Origin of the sequence: Pseudomonas sp. SCPG-7 (assembly GCF_002156405.1) — a bacterium.
Taxonomy (GTDB): domain Bacteria; phylum Pseudomonadota; class Gammaproteobacteria; order Pseudomonadales; family Pseudomonadaceae; genus Aquipseudomonas; species Aquipseudomonas parakoreensis.
Genome location: NZ_MVOO01000012.1, coordinates 65,602 through 81,800 on the forward strand (window position 1 = coordinate 65,602; position 16,199 = coordinate 81,800).

The window sequence follows — 16,199 nt, forward strand, 5'->3', positions numbered from 1 at the left end:
AGAGCGGTCATTCTAGGCCCGCGCGCAGGCGCAACACAGGGACAGTTCCGGCCAGGCCGCGAATGAAACTGTGCAGGTCGCAGCATTAAATTGACGTTTTGCCGTTGATCGGCTGACCAGGCGCGCCAAGTGCTTCAGGCATAAGCTCATTGGATCCCTTTCAGCGCATCAACCAAGGAGGCCGATCATGTATGGAATGCGCGCCCAGGACAGCGCCCCCGCCACCCACTTTCGCAGTGAGCGGATGTGCCGGGTCAATGGCGAACTGTTTTTCTGCACGCGGGAGAACACCCTTGAAGGGCCGTTCGCTTCCCCGGAGAAGGCTGAGCAGGAAATAAAAGCGTACATCGCGCGGATGCAGCTTCTGGATTCCAACCGGTCATCAGGTTGATCCCATCGCTGGCAAGCCAGCTCCCACAGTGTCCAGGGTGTTCACAAATACAGGCAACACCTGCAGAACCTGTGGGAGCTGGCTTGCCAGCGATGACGGCTTGAATGCCGACTATTATCTTCAGGCTTACCGAACAGCCTCGAACAACCCCGTCGCCCCCATCCCGCCCCCCACGCACATGGTCACGATGCCGTAACGCAGATTGCGCCGTTGCAACTCACGCACCAGATGTCCGACCTGCCGCGAACCGGTCATGCCGAACGGGTGGCCGATGGAAATCGAGCCGCCGTTGACGTTGTATTTTTCGTTGTCGATCTCCAGCCGGTCGCGGGCATACAGGCACTGCGAAGCAAACGCCTCGTTCAGTTCCCACAGATCGATATCCGCCACTTGCAGGCCCCTGGCCTTGAGCAGTTTCGGCACCGAGAACACCGGGCCGATGCCCATTTCGTCCGGCTCGCAACCGGCCACGGTGAAGCCGCGGAAAAACGCCTTCGGCTTGAGCCCCAGTTGCAGGGCTTTCTCCAGACTCATCACCAGCGTCATCGACGCGCCGTCGGACAGCTGCGACGAGTTGCCGGCCGTCACCGAACCGTCCTCGGCAAATACCGGTTTCAGTCCGGCGAGACTTTCGTAAGTGGTGTCCGGGCGGTTGCAGTCGTCGCGATCGACGATGCCGTCGAGGATCTGCACCTCGCCGCTGTTTTTGTCCTCGACCCGGTATTTGACCGCCATCGGCACGATCTCGTCATCGAACAGCCCCGCCGCCTGAGCCTGGGCGGTGCGCAACTGGCTTTGCAACGCATAGCGATCCTGCACCTCGCGACTCACGTCATAACGACGCGCCACGACTTCAGCGGTTTGCCCCATGGTGTAGTAGATGCCCGGCACCTGCTGTTTGAGCAGCGGATTGATCAGGTGATCGGTGTTGACGCTTTTCAGGGTCAGGCTGATCGACTCAACGCCACCGGCGACAATGATGTCGCTGCAACCGGAAGCAATCTGGTTAGCGGCAATCGCAATCGCCTGCAAACCCGAGGAGCAAAAACGGTTGAGGGTCATGCCGGCCACATGGGTGCCCAGCCGCGAGAGCACCGCCACGTTGCGACCAATGTTGTAACCCTGCGCGCCTTCGTTGGAGCCGGCGCCGACAATGCAGTCCTCGACGCTGGCCGGGTCGATGTCGTTGCGCGACAGCAGCGCATTGACGCAATGGGCCGCCATGTCGTCGGGGCGGGTCTGGTTGAACTTGCCGCGAAAGGATTTGGCCAGGCCGGTCCGCACGCTGTCGACGATCACCACTTCACGCATGGCATACCTCAATTGTTGTTGTCGGAAGAGAGTCAACCGAGAATAAGTCCACCCCGCCGCCGACCGCGACAATCATTCACCCCGCGTATGCGTGCCCATTGGCTCAGTCCTTGTGTTTTTTCGCGCGCTTGTCGGACTTCTCGAACGCCTCTTCGAGTGCTCGGTTGATCGTGCGCAGGACCTTGACCCGCGCCCAGCGTTTGTCATTGGCCTCGACCAGCGTCCACGGCGAAATCTCGGTGCTGGTGCGGTCGACCATGTCGCCCACGGCGGCGCGGTAGGCGTCCCACTTGTCGCGGTTGCGCCAGTCGTCCTCGGTGATCTTGAAGCGCTTGAACGGGATCTGCTCGCGGGCCTGGAAACGTTCCATCTGCGTGTCCTTGTCGATCGCCAGCCAGAACTTGACGACGATGACCCCGGCGTCGGCGATCTGCTCTTCGAAGTCATTGATCTCGCTGTAGGCGCGCAACCAGTCGGCCGGGCTGCAAAAGCCCTCGACCCGCTCCACCAGCACCCGGCCATACCACGAGCGGTCGAACACGGTGAACTTGCCGCGTGCCGGCAAATGTCGCCAGAAGCGCCACAGATACGGCTGCGCACGCTCCTCTTCGGTCGGCGCGGCAATCGGCACGATGCTGTACTGACGCGGATCGAGCGCCGCCGCCACCCGGCGAATCGCCCCGCCCTTGCCCGCCGCATCATTGCCTTCGAACACCGCCACCAACGCATGGCGACGCATGCGCTTGTCACGCATCAACCCGGACAGCCGGGCCTGCTCGGTGATCAGTTGTTCTTCGTAATCTTTCTTTTCCAGCTGCTGGTTCAGGTCGAGGCTGTCGAGCAGGTTGAGTTCGTCGACGGCAGTGCCCAACGGGGCGGCGTTGACCTCTTCGGTATGCACCTCAGGACGCTTGAGCGCGTTCTGCAAGCCCTCCAGCAGGATCTTGCCCACCGCGAGGCTGCGGTAGTTGGCGTCCATGCCTTCGATGATGTGCCAGGGCGCATAGTCGCGGCTGGTGCGGCGCAACACGCGCTCGCCGTATTTGACGAACTTGTCGTAGGTCTGCGATTGCTGCCAGTCCAGCGGGCTGATGCGCCAGCTGTGCAGCGGGTCGTCGGCCAACGCCTTGAGGCGGGCCTTCATCTGTTTCTTGGACAGGTGAAACCAGAACTTGAAGATCAGCGCACCTTCATCGCAGAGCATCTTTTCCAGACGCTCGGCGGCGTTGATCGCCTGATCCAGACGCGGATCCTTGAACAGCCCGTGAACCCGCCCCTGAAGCATCTGGCTGTACCAGTTGCCGAAGAACACGCCCATCCGTCCTTTGGCCGGGAGCATCCGCCAGTAACGCCACGCCGGTGGCCTTGCCAGTTCTTCATCGGTCTGCTGATCGAAGGTACGCACCTCGATCAGACGCGGGTCCATCCATTCGTTGAGCAACTTGACGGTCTCGCCCTTGCCGGCGCCCTCGATGCCGTTGATCAGAATGATCACCGGGAAACGCTTCTGCTGCTGCAACTCGAACTGCGCTTCCAGCAGTGCTTCACGCAAGGCAGGCACAGCCGCGTCGTAAGTCTCTTTGTCGATGGCATGGCCGATTTCGGCGGATTCAAACATGGGGACGGCTCCTTCCAGGATTCAGCAAGACTAGCGGATTGGGCACGGGCACGACGGAGAAATTCCGCACACCATGGCAATTGGGATGAATGAGTAAACTGTGGCGAGGGAGCTTGCTCCCGCTCGGCTGCGCAGCAGTCGCAAGACCTGCAGCCACCGTCCTCCAGACAAATTGCGATCGCTGGTTTTGGGGCTGCTTCGCACCCCAGCGGGAGCAAGCTCCCTCGCCACAAAAGCCGGTGATGATCCTGCATTCGATCCAAGGATCACTTGCCATGGATCAAGCACCCTCCGCCCGATCAGCTAGAATGGCCGCCTTGTCGTTGCCGAGCCTGCCATGAAACCTGTATTGCCCCACGCCCAACTCGACTGGGATGACCAGGGACGCCCGCGCTCGCGGGTGTTCGATGATGTGTATTTTTCCGACCAGTCGGGGCTGGATGAAACCCGTTACGTGTTCCTCGAACAGAATCGCCTGGCCGAGCGTTTTGCCGCGTTGCCGGCGCACGGGCGGCTGGTGATCGGCGAAACCGGCTTCGGCACCGGGCTGAATTTCCTTTGCGCGTGGCAGCTGTTTGAACAGCACGCGGTGGCCGGAGCACGGCTGCATTTTGTCAGTGTCGAAAAGTACCCGCTGAGTCCGGCGGATCTGCAACGGGCTTTGGCCCTGTGGCCGCAACTCAAGCCGCTGGCCGATCAACTGCTGACCCATTACGTGGCAATCCATCAGGGCTTTCAGCGGATCGTCCTCGGCAACGGCCGGGTCACGCTGACGCTGCTGATCGGCGATGCGCTGGAGCAGCTGCCGCAACTCGATGCGCAGATTGACGCGTGGTTTCTCGACGGTTTCGCCCCGGCGAAAAATCCCGACATGTGGACCGCCGAACTGTTCGTCGAACTGGCTCGACTGGCCGCCCCCGGCTCGACCATCAGTACCTTCACCAGCACCGGTTGGGTCAGGCGTTTGCTCAACGCCGCCGGGTTCAAGATGAAACGCACACCGGGCATCGGCCACAAGTGGGAGATCCTGCGCGGCGAATTTCTCGGCTGGCCGCAGGATGTCGCGCCACCGCTGCCGGACAAACCGTGGTTCGCCCGCCCTGCTCCGCTGACTGGCGAGCGGCGCGCGCTGGTGATCGGCGCCGGGCTGGCCGGTTGTGCGACCGCTGCCAGCCTCGCCGCGCGCGGTTGGCACGTCAGTCTGCTGGAACGTCACGAGGCCGTGGCGCAGGAGGCGTCGGGCAATCCGCAGGGTGTGCTGTACCTGAAGTTGTCGGCCCACGGCACCGCGTTGTCGCAACTGATCGTCAGCGGCTTCGGCTACACCCGCCGCCTGCTGGAAACCCTGCAACGCGGCACCGACTGGGACGATTGCGGCGTGCTGCAATTGGCGTTCAATGCCAAGGAGGCCGAGCGTCAGGCGCAATTGGCCGCGGCGTTCCCGGAAGACCTGGTGCACTGGCTCGATCAGCCGCAAGCCGAGATTCAGGCCGGCATCGGTCTGGCCCATGGCGGTTTGTACTATCCCGAAGGGGGCTGGGTGCATCCGCCCGCGCTGTGCCAGGCGCAAGCCGCGCAGGCGAACATCGAACTGCTCAAGCATCACGATGCGCTGGAACTGCGCAGGGTCGAGGGACAGTGGCAAGCCCTCGACGGCGAACGGGTGCTCGCCAGCGCGCCGGTGGTGGTGCTGGCCGGCGCAGCGGAGATCAAACGCTTTGCGCAAAGTGCCGAGCTGCCGCTCAAGCGCATTCGCGGGCAGATCACGCGCCTGCCGCAAACCGCCGAGAGTCAGGCGCTGCGCACTGTGGTCTGCGCCGAAGGTTATGTCGCCCCGGCACGTCTGGGCGAACACACGCTCGGCGCCAGTTTCGACTTCAACAGCGACGACCTGACACCGACCACCGCCGAACACCTGGGCAATCTGGCGATGCTCGAAGAGATCTCCAGCGATTTGGTAGCGCGTCTGCACATCAATGAGCTGCCCCCGGAAACCCTGGAAGGACGCGCCGCATTTCGCTGCACCAGTCCTGACTATCTGCCGATTGTCGGCCCCCTCGCCGACCGCGAAGCCTTCGCCGAGGCCTATGCCGCGTTGAGCAAGGATGCGCGCCAAGTGCCGGACATCGACTGCCCGTGGCTCGATGGCCTGTACGTCAACAGCGGCCATGGTTCACGCGGGCTGATCACCGCGCCGCTGTCGGGCGAACTGCTCGCGGCGTGGCTGGACAACGAGCCGCTGCCGCTGCCCAAAAGCGTCGCCGAGGCCTGCCATCCCAATCGTTTCGCCTTGCGCACGTTAATCCGCGGCAAATGAAAAACGGCGGCTGGCCGCTGGTCAGTCGCCGCCTCTTATAACTCATCGTTCTAAAACTCCCACATCTGCAGCGGGTCAGTTTCTGAGTACCGGCCATTTTGGCCAGACTTGAATGCCCCCTCCCCAACGGAAAAACCGGTAAGGACTTTATGTGCGGATTAGCTGGCGAGTTACGTTTTGATCATCAACCTGCAGACCTTGCAGCGGTAGAGCGAATCACCCATCACCTGGCCCCTCGCGGCCCCGACGCGTGGGGCTTCCATGCCCAAGGGCCGATTGCCCTCGGCCATCGTCGCCTGAAAATCATGGACCTGTCGGACGGCTCGGCTCAGCCGATGATCGACAGCCAGCTGGGCTTGTCCCTCGCCTTCAACGGCGCGATCTACAACTTCCCGGAACTGCGTGCCGAACTCGAAGCGCTCGGCTATGCCTTCTATTCCGGTGGCGACACCGAAGTGCTGCTCAAGGGCTACCACGCCTGGGGTGAAGCGCTGCTGCCAAAACTCAACGGCATGTTCGCCTTCGCCATCTGGGAACGCGATGCCCAGCGCCTGTTCATCGCTCGTGACCGCCTCGGCGTGAAGCCTTTGTACCTGTCGCGCACCGGCCAGCGTTTGCGCTTCGCCTCGGCCCTGCCGGCGCTGCTCAAGGGCGGCGACATCAACCCGATCCTCGATCCGGTGGCGCTCAATCACTACCTGAATTTCCATGCGGTGGTGCCGGCTCCACGCACCTTGCTCGCGGGCATCGAAAAGCTGCCGCCTGCGACCTGGATGCGCGTCGAAGCCGATGGCCGCACCGAGCAGAAAACCTGGTGGACCCTGCCCTACGGCCCGCACGACGACGAGAAAAACCTGACCCTCGAAGACTGGCGCGACCGCGTGCTCGACAGCACCCGCGAGGCGGTAGCGATTCGTCAACGGGCGGCGGTGGATGTCGGCGTGCTGCTGTCCGGCGGTGTCGATTCGAGCATGCTTGTCGGCCTGTTGCGTGAAGTCGGCGTGGAGAACCTGTCGACCTTTTCCATCGGCTTCCAGGACGCTGGCGGCGAGCGCGGTGACGAATTCCAGTATTCCGATCTGATCGCCAGACACTACGGCACGCAGCACCATCAATTGCGCATCGACGAAAAAGAGATCATCGAGCAACTGCCCGCGGCGTTCCGCGCGATGAGCGAGCCGATGGTCAGCCACGACTGCATCGCCTTCTACCTGCTGTCGCGCGAAGTGGCCAAGCACTGCAAAGTGGTGCAAAGCGGCCAGGGTGCGGACGAGTTGTTCGCCGGTTATCACTGGTACCCGCAAGTCGACGGTGCGGCGGATCCATACGCAGCCTATCGCGCGGCGTTCTTCGACCGCAGCTACGACGACTACGCCGCCACCGTGCAACCGAAATGGTTGACCGCGAATGACGCGGCCGGCGACTTCGTGAAAGAACACTTCGCCCAACCCGGCGCCGATGCTGCCGTCGATAAAGCCCTGCGTCTGGACAGCACGGTGATGCTGGTGGACGACCCGGTCAAACGCGTCGACAACATGACCATGGCCTGGGGCCTGGAAGCGCGCACGCCGTTTCTCGATTATCGACTGGTTGAGCTCTCCGCAAGGATTCCCGGTCAGTTCAAGCTGCCGGACGGTGGTAAACAAGTGCTCAAAGAAGCTGCGCGTCTGGTGATTCCAAGCGAAGTGATCGACCGCAAGAAAGGTTACTTCCCAGTGCCGGGCCTCAAGCATTTGCAAGGCGACACCCTGAACTGGGTGCGTGAACTGCTGCTGGATCCGAGCCAGGATCGCGGCCTGTTCAACCCGGCCATGCTCGACAAACTGCTGACTGATCCGCAAGGCCAACTGACGCCTTTGCGCGGCTCGAAACTGTGGCAACTGGCGGCCCTGAACCTGTGGCTCAGTGAACAAGGAATCTGATTGATGAAACCTCACGCCACGGCTATCAACCAACGCCTGTTGCGCGGCCAGACACCGTCGTATGAACGCTTGCAGGCGCGTCTGGCCGAAGACGGCAGCGAACTCGGCGCCGACCCCATCGCCGTACATTGCGGTTGGGGCCGGCTGCTGATCGGTCACACCTTTCCTGACCCGGCGACGCTGGCGCAGGAACTGCTCAACGAGCAGCCCGGCGAGCGCGATATCGCCCTGTACGTTGCCGCACCGCAACAGATTCTCGGGCTGGAACCGACGCAACTGTTTCTCGATCCGTCCGATACTCTGCGCCTGTGGTTCAGCGATTACCGCCAGGCCACCCGGGTATTTCGCGGCTTCCGCATTCGCCGGGCACAAAGCGAAGCCGACTGGCAAGCAATCAATCTGCTGTATCAGGCACGCGGCATGCTGCCGATCGATGCCACGCGCCTGACTCCGCATCATCAGGGCGGCCCGGTGTACTGGCTCGCCGAAGATGAAGACAGCGGCGCGGTAATCGGCAGTGTCATGGGCCTCAATCACCAGAAAGCCTTCAACGATCCGGAACATGGCAGCAGCCTGTGGTGCCTGGCGGTGGATCCGCAATGTTCGCGGCCCGGCGTCGGCGAAGTGCTGGTGCGGCACTTGATCGAACACTTCATGAGTCGCGGCCTCAGCTATCTGGACCTGTCGGTACTGCATGACAACCGTCAGGCGAAGAATCTGTACGCCAAACTCGGCTTTCGCAACCTCTCGACCTTCGCCATCAAACGCAAGAACGGCATTAACCAGACGCTGTTCCTCGGGCCCGGGCCGGAAGCCAATTTCAACCCTTATGCGCGGATCATCGTCGAGGAAGCGCATCGGCGCGGCATCGACGTGCAGGTGGATGATGCCGAAGCCGGGCTGTTCACCCTCAGCCATGGCGGACGTCGGGTGCGTTGCCGCGAATCGTTGAGCGACTTGACCAGCGCGATCAGCATGAGTTTGTGCCAAGACAAAAGCCTGACCCACAAAGTGTTGAAAGGCGCCGGACTGAAGCTGCCCTCGCAGCAATTGGCAGGCAACGCCGACGACAATCTGGCGTTTCTCGATGAGCATCAGCGGGTGGTGGTCAAGCCGCTCGACGGTGAACAGGGCCAAGGCGTGGCGGTGGATTTGCAGAGCATCGAAGAGGTGCAGCAGGCCATCGAAGCCGCCAAGCGTTTTGACAGCCGCGTACTGCTCGAAAGCTTCCACGAAGGCCTCGACCTGCGGATTCTGGTGATCGGTTTTGAAGTGGTGGCGGCAGCGATTCGTCGTCCCGCCGAGGTGGTCGGTGACGGCCATCATTCGATCGGCGCATTGATCGAGGCGCAGAGTCGACGCCGGCAAGCCGCGACTGGGGGCGAGAGCAAGATCCCGCTGGATCACGAAACCCAACGCACTCTGCATGCGGCCGGTTATGACTACAGCACTGTATTGCCGGCAGGCGAACACCTGTTTGTGCGCCGCACCGCCAATCTCCACACCGGCGGCACGCTGGAAGACGTCACGGCGATTCTGCACCCGACTCTGGTCGATGCCGCCGTTCGTGCAGCGCGGGCACTGGATATTCCAATGGTCGGCCTCGATTTGATGGTGCCGGCAGCGGATCAAGCGGAGTACGTGTTTATCGAAGCCAACGAACGCGCTGGCCTGGCCAATCACGAGCCGCAGCCGACGGCGGAGCGGTTTGTCGATTTGTTGTTTCCGCACAGTCAGCCGGCTGTTTCTTGATCATTTAGAGCCTGAACCGGCCCCATCGCTGGCAAGCCAGCTCCCACAGGTTTACCGGTGTACCCAATCACTGTGGGAGCTGGCCTGCCAGCGATGAGGCTCTAACAGGCAACACAAATTCCCTCATCGAAACCATCGATGCGCCTCAACTCATCAGGAGTTGCCATGACCACACAAATCCCCGAACCGGATCTGAACTACCTGCAAAAAGTCCTGCTGGAAATGCTCGCCATTCCCAGCCCCACCGGCTTCACCGACACCATCGTGCGCTACGTCGCCGAGCGTCTGGAAGAACTCGGTATCCCTTTCGAAATGACCCGTCGCGGCACCATCCGCGCCACGCTCAAGGGCAAGAAAAACAGCCCCGACCGCGCCGTTTCCGCGCACCTCGACACCATTGGTGCCGCCGTGCGCGCGGTGAAAGACAACGGCCGTCTGACCCTGGCCCCGGTCGGCTGCTGGTCGAGCCGGTTTGCCGAGGGCAGCCGGGTCAGCCTGTTCACCGACAACGGTGTGATTCGCGGCAGCGTGTTGCCATTGATGGCCTCCGGGCACGCGTTCAACACCGCCGTGGACGAAATGCCGATCAGTTGGGATCACGTCGAACTGCGTCTGGATGCCTACTGCGCAACCAAGGCCGATTGCGACTCACTGGGCATCAGTGTCGGCGACGTGGTGGCGTTCGACCCGTTGCCGGAGTTCACCGACAGCGGCCACATCAGCGCCCGTCACCTCGACGACAAGGCGGGTGTCGCCGCGCTGCTCGCCGCGCTCAAAGCCATCGTCGACAGCGGTCAGGAATTGATGATCGACTGTCATCCGCTGTTCACCATCACCGAAGAAACCGGCAGCGGCGCGGCAGCAGCCTTGCCGTGGGATGTCAGCGAATTCGTCGGCATCGACATTGCACCGGTCGCGCCGGGCCAGCATTCCAGTGAGCACGCGGTGAGCGTAGCGATGCAGGATTCCGGCGGGCCATACGACTATCACCTGTCGCGGCATTTGCTGCGGCTGGCCAGCGAAAACGAACTGCCGGTAAGGCGCGACCTGTTCCGCTATTACTTCAGCGACGCACATTCGGCGGTGACCGCCGGGCACGACATTCGCACGGCCCTGCTCGCCTTCGGTTGTGATGCAACCCATGGTTACGAGCGCACGCACATCGACAGTCTGGCGGCGCTCAGTCGTTTGCTTGGAGCGTACATTCTGAGTCCGCCGGTATTTGCCAGCGATGCCGCGCCGGCCAATGCTTCGCTGGATCGCTTCAGTCACCAGATCGAGCACGACACGCAGATGGAGAGCGATACGCGAGTGCCGTCGGTGGACAGTCTGGTGGGGCAGCGCTCCGACAGCTGATCCGGGCTTCCGTGGTGGCTGGACTGGCCCCATCGCTGGCAAGCCAGCTCCCACAGTTTTTGGGGTGGCTCAGTTGTTTGTGTACACCATCAAACTCTGTGGGAGCTGGCTTGCCAGCGATAGGGCCGATACTGCCCACACAAAACTGGCAGCCAGCCACCAATCGCCGTAGCATCCCGCCATTGATTGAACCGAGGTGCCCATGCTGATTCCCTACGACGCTCTAGAAGTCGACACCCTCACCCGCCTGATCGAGGACTTTGTCACCCGCGATGGCACCGACAACGGTGATGACACGCCGCTGGAAACCCGCGTGCTGCGCGTACGCCAGGCGTTGACCAAAGGCCAGGCGCTGATCGTCTTCGACCCGGAAAGCGAACAATGCCAACTGATGCTCAAACACGACGTGCCCAAGCACCTGTTCGACTAGCGGACCTTCTCGGTGGCCTGTTTGCGCTGAATCCGCTCGTAGACCTCCGAACGGTGCACATTGATCTTCTGCGGCGCTTCGACACCAAAGCGCACACTGGAGCCGTTGACGGACAACACCCGCAGGGAAATGTCGTCACCGATGGAAATCAACTCGCCCACAACACGGCTGAGTACAAGCATGGAGTTCGTCCTTCAAGGGTTAGCCAGCCCTGAAGATGCGCGGTGCGCGCCCGCTCTACAATGCGTGGTGAGCAATTCAGTCTTGCCCTACACTCGCAAGCGCTGCGCCCGTCAGACGTTTCCTGCAAATCGCTAAACAGTCTCGCCTCACGCGGCGCTAAACCGCGGCCCGAACAGGATCACACTGGCGCCGATCACGCACAGCGCCACGCCGATCCAGTCCGAACCCAAGGGACGTATCCGTTCAACCACTGCCAGCCAGCCAATCGACGCGACGATATAGATCCCGCCATAGGCGGCATAGGCGCGACCGGCGTAAGCCGCTTCGACACGGGTCAGCAACAGGGCGAACAGCGTCAGGCTGAGCAGCGCCGGGATCACCCACAAGGCACTTTTGCCCTGGCGCAACCACATGAAAAAGGCGAAACAACCGGCGATTTCAAACAGCGCCGCGAGGAAGAACCACAGGTAATTGAGCATTGATGCCTCTCGACAGGGTGACTATTGCGGCCACCCTAACGACGCGACACCCATGGGGCAAGTTCAGCCGTTGGTTTGTTTGGCCTTGGCGCGCATTTTATCGGCCATGGTGGTCATTTCGTTGTAGATCAGTTGCGGGTTCTTCTGCTTGATCGCCCAGGCCATGCGTCCCTGCTCGTGCGGCAGGATCATGAACTCGCCGGCGGCCACTTGCTGATAAATGTAGTCGGCGATGTCGGCTGCGCTGATCGGCGAACTTTCCAGCAACTTGCCAACCTGAGCTTTCATGGCTGGCGTCGGGCCACGGAACGAGTCGAGCAAGTTGGTCTGGAAGAACGACGGGCAGACCACATGCACCCCGACTTCCTGCTGCGCCAGTTCCACCAGCAAACTTTCAGACAGCGCCACCACACCGGCCTTGGCCACGTTGTAATTGCTCATCGCCGGGCCCTGCATCAATGCCGCCATCGAAGCAATGTTGATGATCTTGCCTTTGCTCTGTTCCAGCAGCGGCAGGAAGGCCTTGCAGCCTTTGACCACGCCCATCAGGTTGATCGCGATCTGCCAGTCCCAGTCCTCCAGCGACAGTTCGCTGAAGAACCCGCCGGACGCCACACCGGCGTTGTTGACGATGATGTCGATGCCGCCGAGCTTCTCTTCGCAGGCCTGGGCAAACGCGGTGAGCTGGCTGTAATCACGCACATCACAGCGCTGGATGAACCCGTCGCCACCGGCCTCGCGCACCCGCTTCAGGGTTTCCTGCAGGCCAGGTTCGCTGACGTCGGACAAGGCCAGCTGCCAGCCTTCACGCGCCCAGCGCAGTGCAAGTTCGCGACCTAAACCTGAGCCCGCACCCGTGATCATCATGCGATTTTGCATAGCAGACAGCCTTGTTGTTCTGTAGGAGATGCGCGGAGTGTAGCGAAGGAACACTGGCCACCCACGCTCCATCAGAATGCTGAATACAGGATCAAAAGATCGCAGCCTTCCGCAGCGCCTACATCAGTTCCCTGTAGGAGCTGCCGAAGGCTGCGATCTTTTGGTCTTGCGCTTCAAAGGAAATAAACGAGTCATCCAAATACATTAAAAAAACATTGAATTTTCTTTCATACGCACCGGTCGGAATTTGTAAGCCGTCTGGAATTAGTTAGCCTCCAGTCGCCCTTGAATACCAAGACTTCTCGAACGCTATAAACAAGGAAATCGACATGGGCACAATTCTTATCATTATCCTGATCCTGTTGCTGATCGGTGGTCTGCCGGTCTTCCCGCACTCCAGAAGTTGGGGTTATGGCCCTTCGGGCATTATTGGCGTGGTGTTGGTGGTGCTGTTGGTCTTGCTGTTACTTGGCAGGATATAAAACCCCAAGACAAAAAAAAGAGGCCCTCAGGGGCCTCTTTTTTATGCAGCGGTTTTATCAGTCCGGCTTGCCGTTGATCACACCGGCCGTGTTGTCCATCAGGCTCTTGGTCGCCGTTTGCAGGAACGCTTCAAGCTTGAGTTTCAATTCGGCGGTACGCGGTGCGTCCGGAATGATCTCGGCAGAAGGGTTCGCGCCCAGTTGGTACTGGTAGATCTTCGGTGCCATTTCCTTCTCTTTCGGCAAGACCAGGATCTGGTCAGCGGTGACGATGGCAGTGGTCTGCTCGCTGCCCGACGGCTTGATCACACCGAAACCGGTGTCGCCGGCCGGCAGGTTGAGCAGGTCACGGCCCCAGCACTGGTGACGCACTTCGCCACCCAGACGACCCATGATGGTCGGCACGATGTCGATCTGGGTGCCCACGGTGTGGTCACGGGTACCGAACTTCTCCTGAATGCCCGGCGCAATCATCAGCATCGGCACGTTGAAGCGGCCCAGGTCCATTTCGGTGATCTGACGCTCGTTGCCGAAACCGTGGTCGCCGACGATAACGAACAGGGTTTCCTTGAAGTACGGCTCTTTGCGCGCCTTCTCGAAGAACTGACCCAGGGCCCAGTCGGCGTAACGCATGGCCGTGAGGTGTTCGTTGAGCGTGCCGCGATCCGTCACGCGCTCCACCGGCAAAGGCGTTGGCAAGGCGTACGGCGTGTGGTTGGACAGGGTTTGCAGCAGCGCATAGAACGGCTTGCCGTTTTCCCGCGCCTTCAGTTCCACCAGACCACGGTCGAACATGTCCTGGTCGGACACGCCCCAGGTCGGATCGGAGAACACCGGGTTGACGAAGTCGTTACGGCCAACGAAGTTGGTCATGCCCTGGTTGCTGAAGAAGCCCGACTGGTTGTCCCAGGCGAAGTCGCCGTTGTAGACATACACGTCGTCATACTTGCGCGCACTGAGCAACTGCGGCAGGCCGGAGAGTTTGTGGCTGCCTTCCGGTGTCTGCATCAGGTATTCGAAACCCGGCAGGTTCGGGAAGCACGCCATGGTCGCAAACATGCCCTGGTGGGTATGGGTGCCGTTGGAGAAGAAACGGTCGAACAGCAGGCCTTCCTTCGACAGTTTGTCGAGGTACGGCGTGATGTTGCCCGGCGCGCCCAGAGCGCCCACCGAGTGACCGGCCATGCTTTCCATCAGGATCACGACCACATTCTTGATCGGCAGGGTCTTGTCGGCCGGTGGCGTGTAGTCACGACGCACCGCCGCAATGTCGGCATCGACCAGTTTGTCGTCCGGCATCACCAGCATCTCGCGCACCACTTTCTGCGCCTGTTCCTGCGGCAGGGTGGCTTTCCAGATGTTGTTGCGATCTTCACCCATGCGGTCCTTGGCGGCGGCGATCAGCGACAGCGTGCCGTTGAGGCCAAGCTGGTTGGCGAAGTTCGATTCGGTGGTGTACACGTCACCCCAGCGCAGCGGCGGGCCCTGACGCAGGGTGCCACGGGCCGCCACGACGCAGATCAGCAGGCACACCACAAACACCGCCAGACGCGTGTACCACGGCGCCACCTGGCGGGTGCCGACGTTGCCGCCGCTGAACGGGCCGCGCGGACGGGTTGCACGATCGGCGCCCTTGAAAGCCAGGGTCAGGATCACGGTGCCGATCACCCACGCCAGCAGGTAGCGCACCACCGGGAAACCGTACCAGAGCATGCTCATCACGGTTTTCGGGTCTTCTTTCACGTACTGAAATACCAGGCCATTGAGGCGCTGGTGGAACTCACGGTAGAAGTCCATCTCCATCAGGCCGAGGAACAGCGCGATGCTGGACGCCACGGTCAGCCACAGACGGAAGAAGCCACGCGCAGCCATCGCCCGCGCACTGAACAGTGCCAGCAGCAACGGGACGCAGACGTAGACCACCAGGCGCAGGTCGAAACGCAGGCCGTTGGCGAAAGCTTCGAGGAAGGTCGAAGCCGGGGTATCGAGGATCATCTCGCGGTTGTAGACCAGCAGCGCGAGGCGCAGCACGGAAAACATCACCATCATGACCAGGGCACACAACAGGGTGTAGGCCAGATGCGATTTGACGGTCGGTTGCAGCAGGCGAGTGGAAGATCGCTGCTGATTCAGGGCGTCCGGGTTTGCCATGTCGTTTTAGGACCCATTGGAAGTTGAAGTTGCAAAATACAGCGGCGCCATGCCCTCTATTGGCCATTCCAGGCCCCGGGGCGTGCGCGGTGCGCAAATGTTGCACGATCACCGGCAGCATTGCCATTGATTAGTGCCCCGCTGCCCGACTCTTTCATAAAGGCAATCGTTCGCAGACAGCACGCATTGCGCGGGCGAATTGTCAGGAACGCTTTGTGAAAATTTCGTGCAGCGCATATCTGGAAACACAATATAACGACAAAACAAAACGCCCCGAATCGATCGGGGCGTTTTTGCGCAAAGCGCGCGGATTACTTCTCGGCGCGCTCTTTCAGGGCTTTAAGGGTGTTGAACGGCGCATCAACCACAAACTTGTTGGCAACCATGGCCGGTACGCTGCCGCCTGGCTCAGTGTGCACTTGATAGGTCACTTCGACCTGATCACCTTTCGGCACGAACTTCCAGAAGCCTTTGACCTGAGTGACGCGCACAAAACCTTTCTCTTCAGGAACGTACTTCGGCAAGCCTTCGAGGTTGCGGGTCAGGCTGCCATCGGCACCTTCCACGGTGGTGATGTGCAGCACCGAATCACGCGAAGTGACTGGCCACGGCGTGTTGAACTGCGTATAGGTCCAACTCTGATCGCCCTCGTGCTTGAGCAGCTTCTGGGCCTTGCACTCGTAGATCCACGCACAGGCTCCGGACACGTCTTCCTGCAAGGCACGCAGTTTGGCCACGGTGGTCTTCATCAGAGTCACGCCCTGATAGGACTTGTAATCCGAGCCCGGTACTTCAGCCAGCGAGACCTTGATCCCGTCCTGTTCCTTGGCGACCTTCCAGTCCTCGGCCTGAGCCACCGAAGTAGCCAGCACAGCGGTCAAACCACACAACACAGCGATACGATGCAGCGAACCCATAGTCTTATTCC

Annotated in this window: 14 protein-coding genes; 7 read left to right on the forward strand and 7 right to left on the reverse strand. The window is 61.1% G+C overall.

Annotated elements, in window-relative coordinates; genetic code table 11:
• Positions 1–187 precede the first annotated feature (187 nt).
• Positions 188–391, forward strand: a complete 204-nt coding sequence (locus tag B1722_RS20965) for a DUF6316 family protein (RefSeq protein WP_041069325.1) — start codon at positions 188–190, stop codon at positions 389–391.
• A 126-nt stretch (positions 392–517) separates the two neighbouring features.
• Here B1722_RS20965 and B1722_RS20970 read toward each other — a convergent pair whose 3' ends face one another.
• On the reverse strand, positions 518–1,702 hold the full coding sequence (locus B1722_RS20970; protein WP_086794164.1) for a thiolase family protein: 1,185 nt from the start codon (positions 1,700–1,702) through the stop codon (positions 518–520).
• A gap of 103 nt (positions 1,703–1,805) precedes the next feature.
• Positions 1,806–3,320 (reverse strand): polyphosphate:AMP phosphotransferase, encoded by a 1,515-nt coding sequence (gene pap / locus B1722_RS20975; RefSeq protein WP_041069320.1) that lies wholly within the window; start codon positions 3,318–3,320, stop codon positions 1,806–1,808.
• Between the two features lie 337 nt (positions 3,321–3,657).
• On the opposite strand from pap, the gene mnmC reads away from it, so the two are divergent.
• The 5 genes from mnmC to B1722_RS21000 all read left to right on the forward strand — a co-directional run bounded on the left by mnmC (position 3,658) and on the right by B1722_RS21000 (position 11,097).
• Positions 3,658–5,637, forward strand: a complete 1,980-nt coding sequence (gene mnmC / locus B1722_RS20980) for a bifunctional tRNA (5-methylaminomethyl-2-thiouridine)(34)-methyltransferase MnmD/FAD-dependent 5-carboxymethylaminomethyl-2-thiouridine(34) oxidoreductase MnmC (RefSeq protein ID WP_086794166.1) — start codon at positions 3,658–3,660, stop codon at positions 5,635–5,637.
• A 149-nt stretch (positions 5,638–5,786) separates the two neighbouring features.
• Positions 5,787–7,559: an N-acetylglutaminylglutamine amidotransferase gene (locus B1722_RS20985; protein ID WP_041069314.1), complete on the forward strand. Its 1,773-nt coding sequence runs from the start codon at positions 5,787–5,789 to the stop codon at positions 7,557–7,559.
• Positions 7,560–7,562: 3 nt separating this feature from the next.
• Positions 7,563–9,311, forward strand: coding sequence for an N-acetylglutaminylglutamine synthetase (ngg, locus tag B1722_RS20990; protein ID WP_041069311.1), 1,749 nt, complete (start codon positions 7,563–7,565; stop codon positions 9,309–9,311).
• A gap of 165 nt (positions 9,312–9,476) precedes the next feature.
• Positions 9,477–10,667: an osmoprotectant NAGGN system M42 family peptidase gene (locus B1722_RS20995; RefSeq protein WP_041069309.1), complete on the forward strand. Its 1,191-nt coding sequence runs from the start codon at positions 9,477–9,479 to the stop codon at positions 10,665–10,667.
• Positions 10,668–10,869: 202 nt separating this feature from the next.
• Positions 10,870–11,097 carry a YheU family protein gene (locus tag B1722_RS21000; protein WP_003192759.1) on the forward strand — a complete coding sequence of 76 codons (228 nt, stop codon included), beginning with the start codon at positions 10,870–10,872 and terminating at the stop codon, positions 11,095–11,097.
• On the opposite strand, the gene csrA is transcribed toward B1722_RS21000, so the two are convergent.
• The 3 genes from csrA to B1722_RS21015 all read right to left on the reverse strand — a co-directional run bounded on the left by csrA (position 11,094) and on the right by B1722_RS21015 (position 12,638).
• Positions 11,094–11,279, reverse strand: coding sequence for a carbon storage regulator CsrA (gene csrA / locus B1722_RS21005; RefSeq protein WP_041069300.1), 186 nt, complete (start codon positions 11,277–11,279; stop codon positions 11,094–11,096). The genes B1722_RS21000 and csrA overlap by 4 nt on opposite strands.
• A gap of 147 nt (positions 11,280–11,426) precedes the next feature.
• Positions 11,427–11,759 carry a YnfA family protein gene (locus tag B1722_RS21010; RefSeq protein ID WP_041069297.1) on the reverse strand — a complete coding sequence of 111 codons (333 nt, stop codon included), beginning with the start codon at positions 11,757–11,759 and terminating at the stop codon, positions 11,427–11,429.
• A gap of 63 nt (positions 11,760–11,822) precedes the next feature.
• Positions 11,823–12,638: an SDR family oxidoreductase gene (locus tag B1722_RS21015; protein ID WP_041069294.1), complete on the reverse strand. Its 816-nt coding sequence runs from the start codon at positions 12,636–12,638 to the stop codon at positions 11,823–11,825.
• Between the two features lie 323 nt (positions 12,639–12,961).
• Between B1722_RS21015 and B1722_RS21020 the strand changes: the two genes are divergently transcribed.
• The gene (locus B1722_RS21020; RefSeq protein WP_169432680.1) at positions 12,962–13,120 is read left to right on the forward strand and encodes a DUF3309 family protein; all 159 of its coding nucleotides are present in this window, start codon (positions 12,962–12,964) and stop codon (positions 13,118–13,120) included.
• Positions 13,121–13,177: 57 nt separating this feature from the next.
• Here the strand turns inward: B1722_RS21020 and B1722_RS21025 are convergent, their stop codons facing one another.
• Positions 13,178–15,271: an LTA synthase family protein gene (locus B1722_RS21025; protein ID WP_041069289.1), complete on the reverse strand. Its 2,094-nt coding sequence runs from the start codon at positions 15,269–15,271 to the stop codon at positions 13,178–13,180.
• A 311-nt stretch (positions 15,272–15,582) separates the two neighbouring features.
• Positions 15,583–16,188: an START domain-containing protein gene (locus B1722_RS21030; RefSeq protein ID WP_041069286.1), complete on the reverse strand. Its 606-nt coding sequence runs from the start codon at positions 16,186–16,188 to the stop codon at positions 15,583–15,585.
• Positions 16,189–16,199: the final 11 nt, after the last annotated feature.

Coding starts and splice junctions, on each gene's coding strand:
- B1722_RS20965 (WP_041069325.1), top strand. CDS start 188: ATGTATGGAATGCGCGCCCAGGACAGCGCCCCCGCCACCCACTTTCGC.
- B1722_RS20970 (WP_086794164.1), bottom strand. CDS start 1,702: ATGCGTGAAGTGGTGATCGTCGACAGCGTGCGGACCGGCCTGGCCAAA.
- pap (WP_041069320.1), bottom strand. CDS start 3,320: ATGTTTGAATCCGCCGAAATCGGCCATGCCATCGACAAAGAGACTTAC.
- mnmC (WP_086794166.1), top strand. CDS start 3,658: ATGAAACCTGTATTGCCCCACGCCCAACTCGACTGGGATGACCAGGGA.
- B1722_RS20985 (WP_041069314.1), top strand. CDS start 5,787: ATGTGCGGATTAGCTGGCGAGTTACGTTTTGATCATCAACCTGCAGAC.
- ngg (WP_041069311.1), top strand. CDS start 7,563: ATGAAACCTCACGCCACGGCTATCAACCAACGCCTGTTGCGCGGCCAG.
- B1722_RS20995 (WP_041069309.1), top strand. CDS start 9,477: ATGACCACACAAATCCCCGAACCGGATCTGAACTACCTGCAAAAAGTC.
- B1722_RS21000 (WP_003192759.1), top strand. CDS start 10,870: ATGCTGATTCCCTACGACGCTCTAGAAGTCGACACCCTCACCCGCCTG.
- csrA (WP_041069300.1), bottom strand. CDS start 11,279: ATGCTTGTACTCAGCCGTGTTGTGGGCGAGTTGATTTCCATCGGTGAC.
- B1722_RS21010 (WP_041069297.1), bottom strand. CDS start 11,759: ATGCTCAATTACCTGTGGTTCTTCCTCGCGGCGCTGTTTGAAATCGCC.
- B1722_RS21015 (WP_041069294.1), bottom strand. CDS start 12,638: ATGCAAAATCGCATGATGATCACGGGTGCGGGCTCAGGTTTAGGTCGC.
- B1722_RS21025 (WP_041069289.1), bottom strand. CDS start 15,271: ATGGCAAACCCGGACGCCCTGAATCAGCAGCGATCTTCCACTCGCCTG.
- B1722_RS21030 (WP_041069286.1), bottom strand. CDS start 16,188: ATGGGTTCGCTGCATCGTATCGCTGTGTTGTGTGGTTTGACCGCTGTG.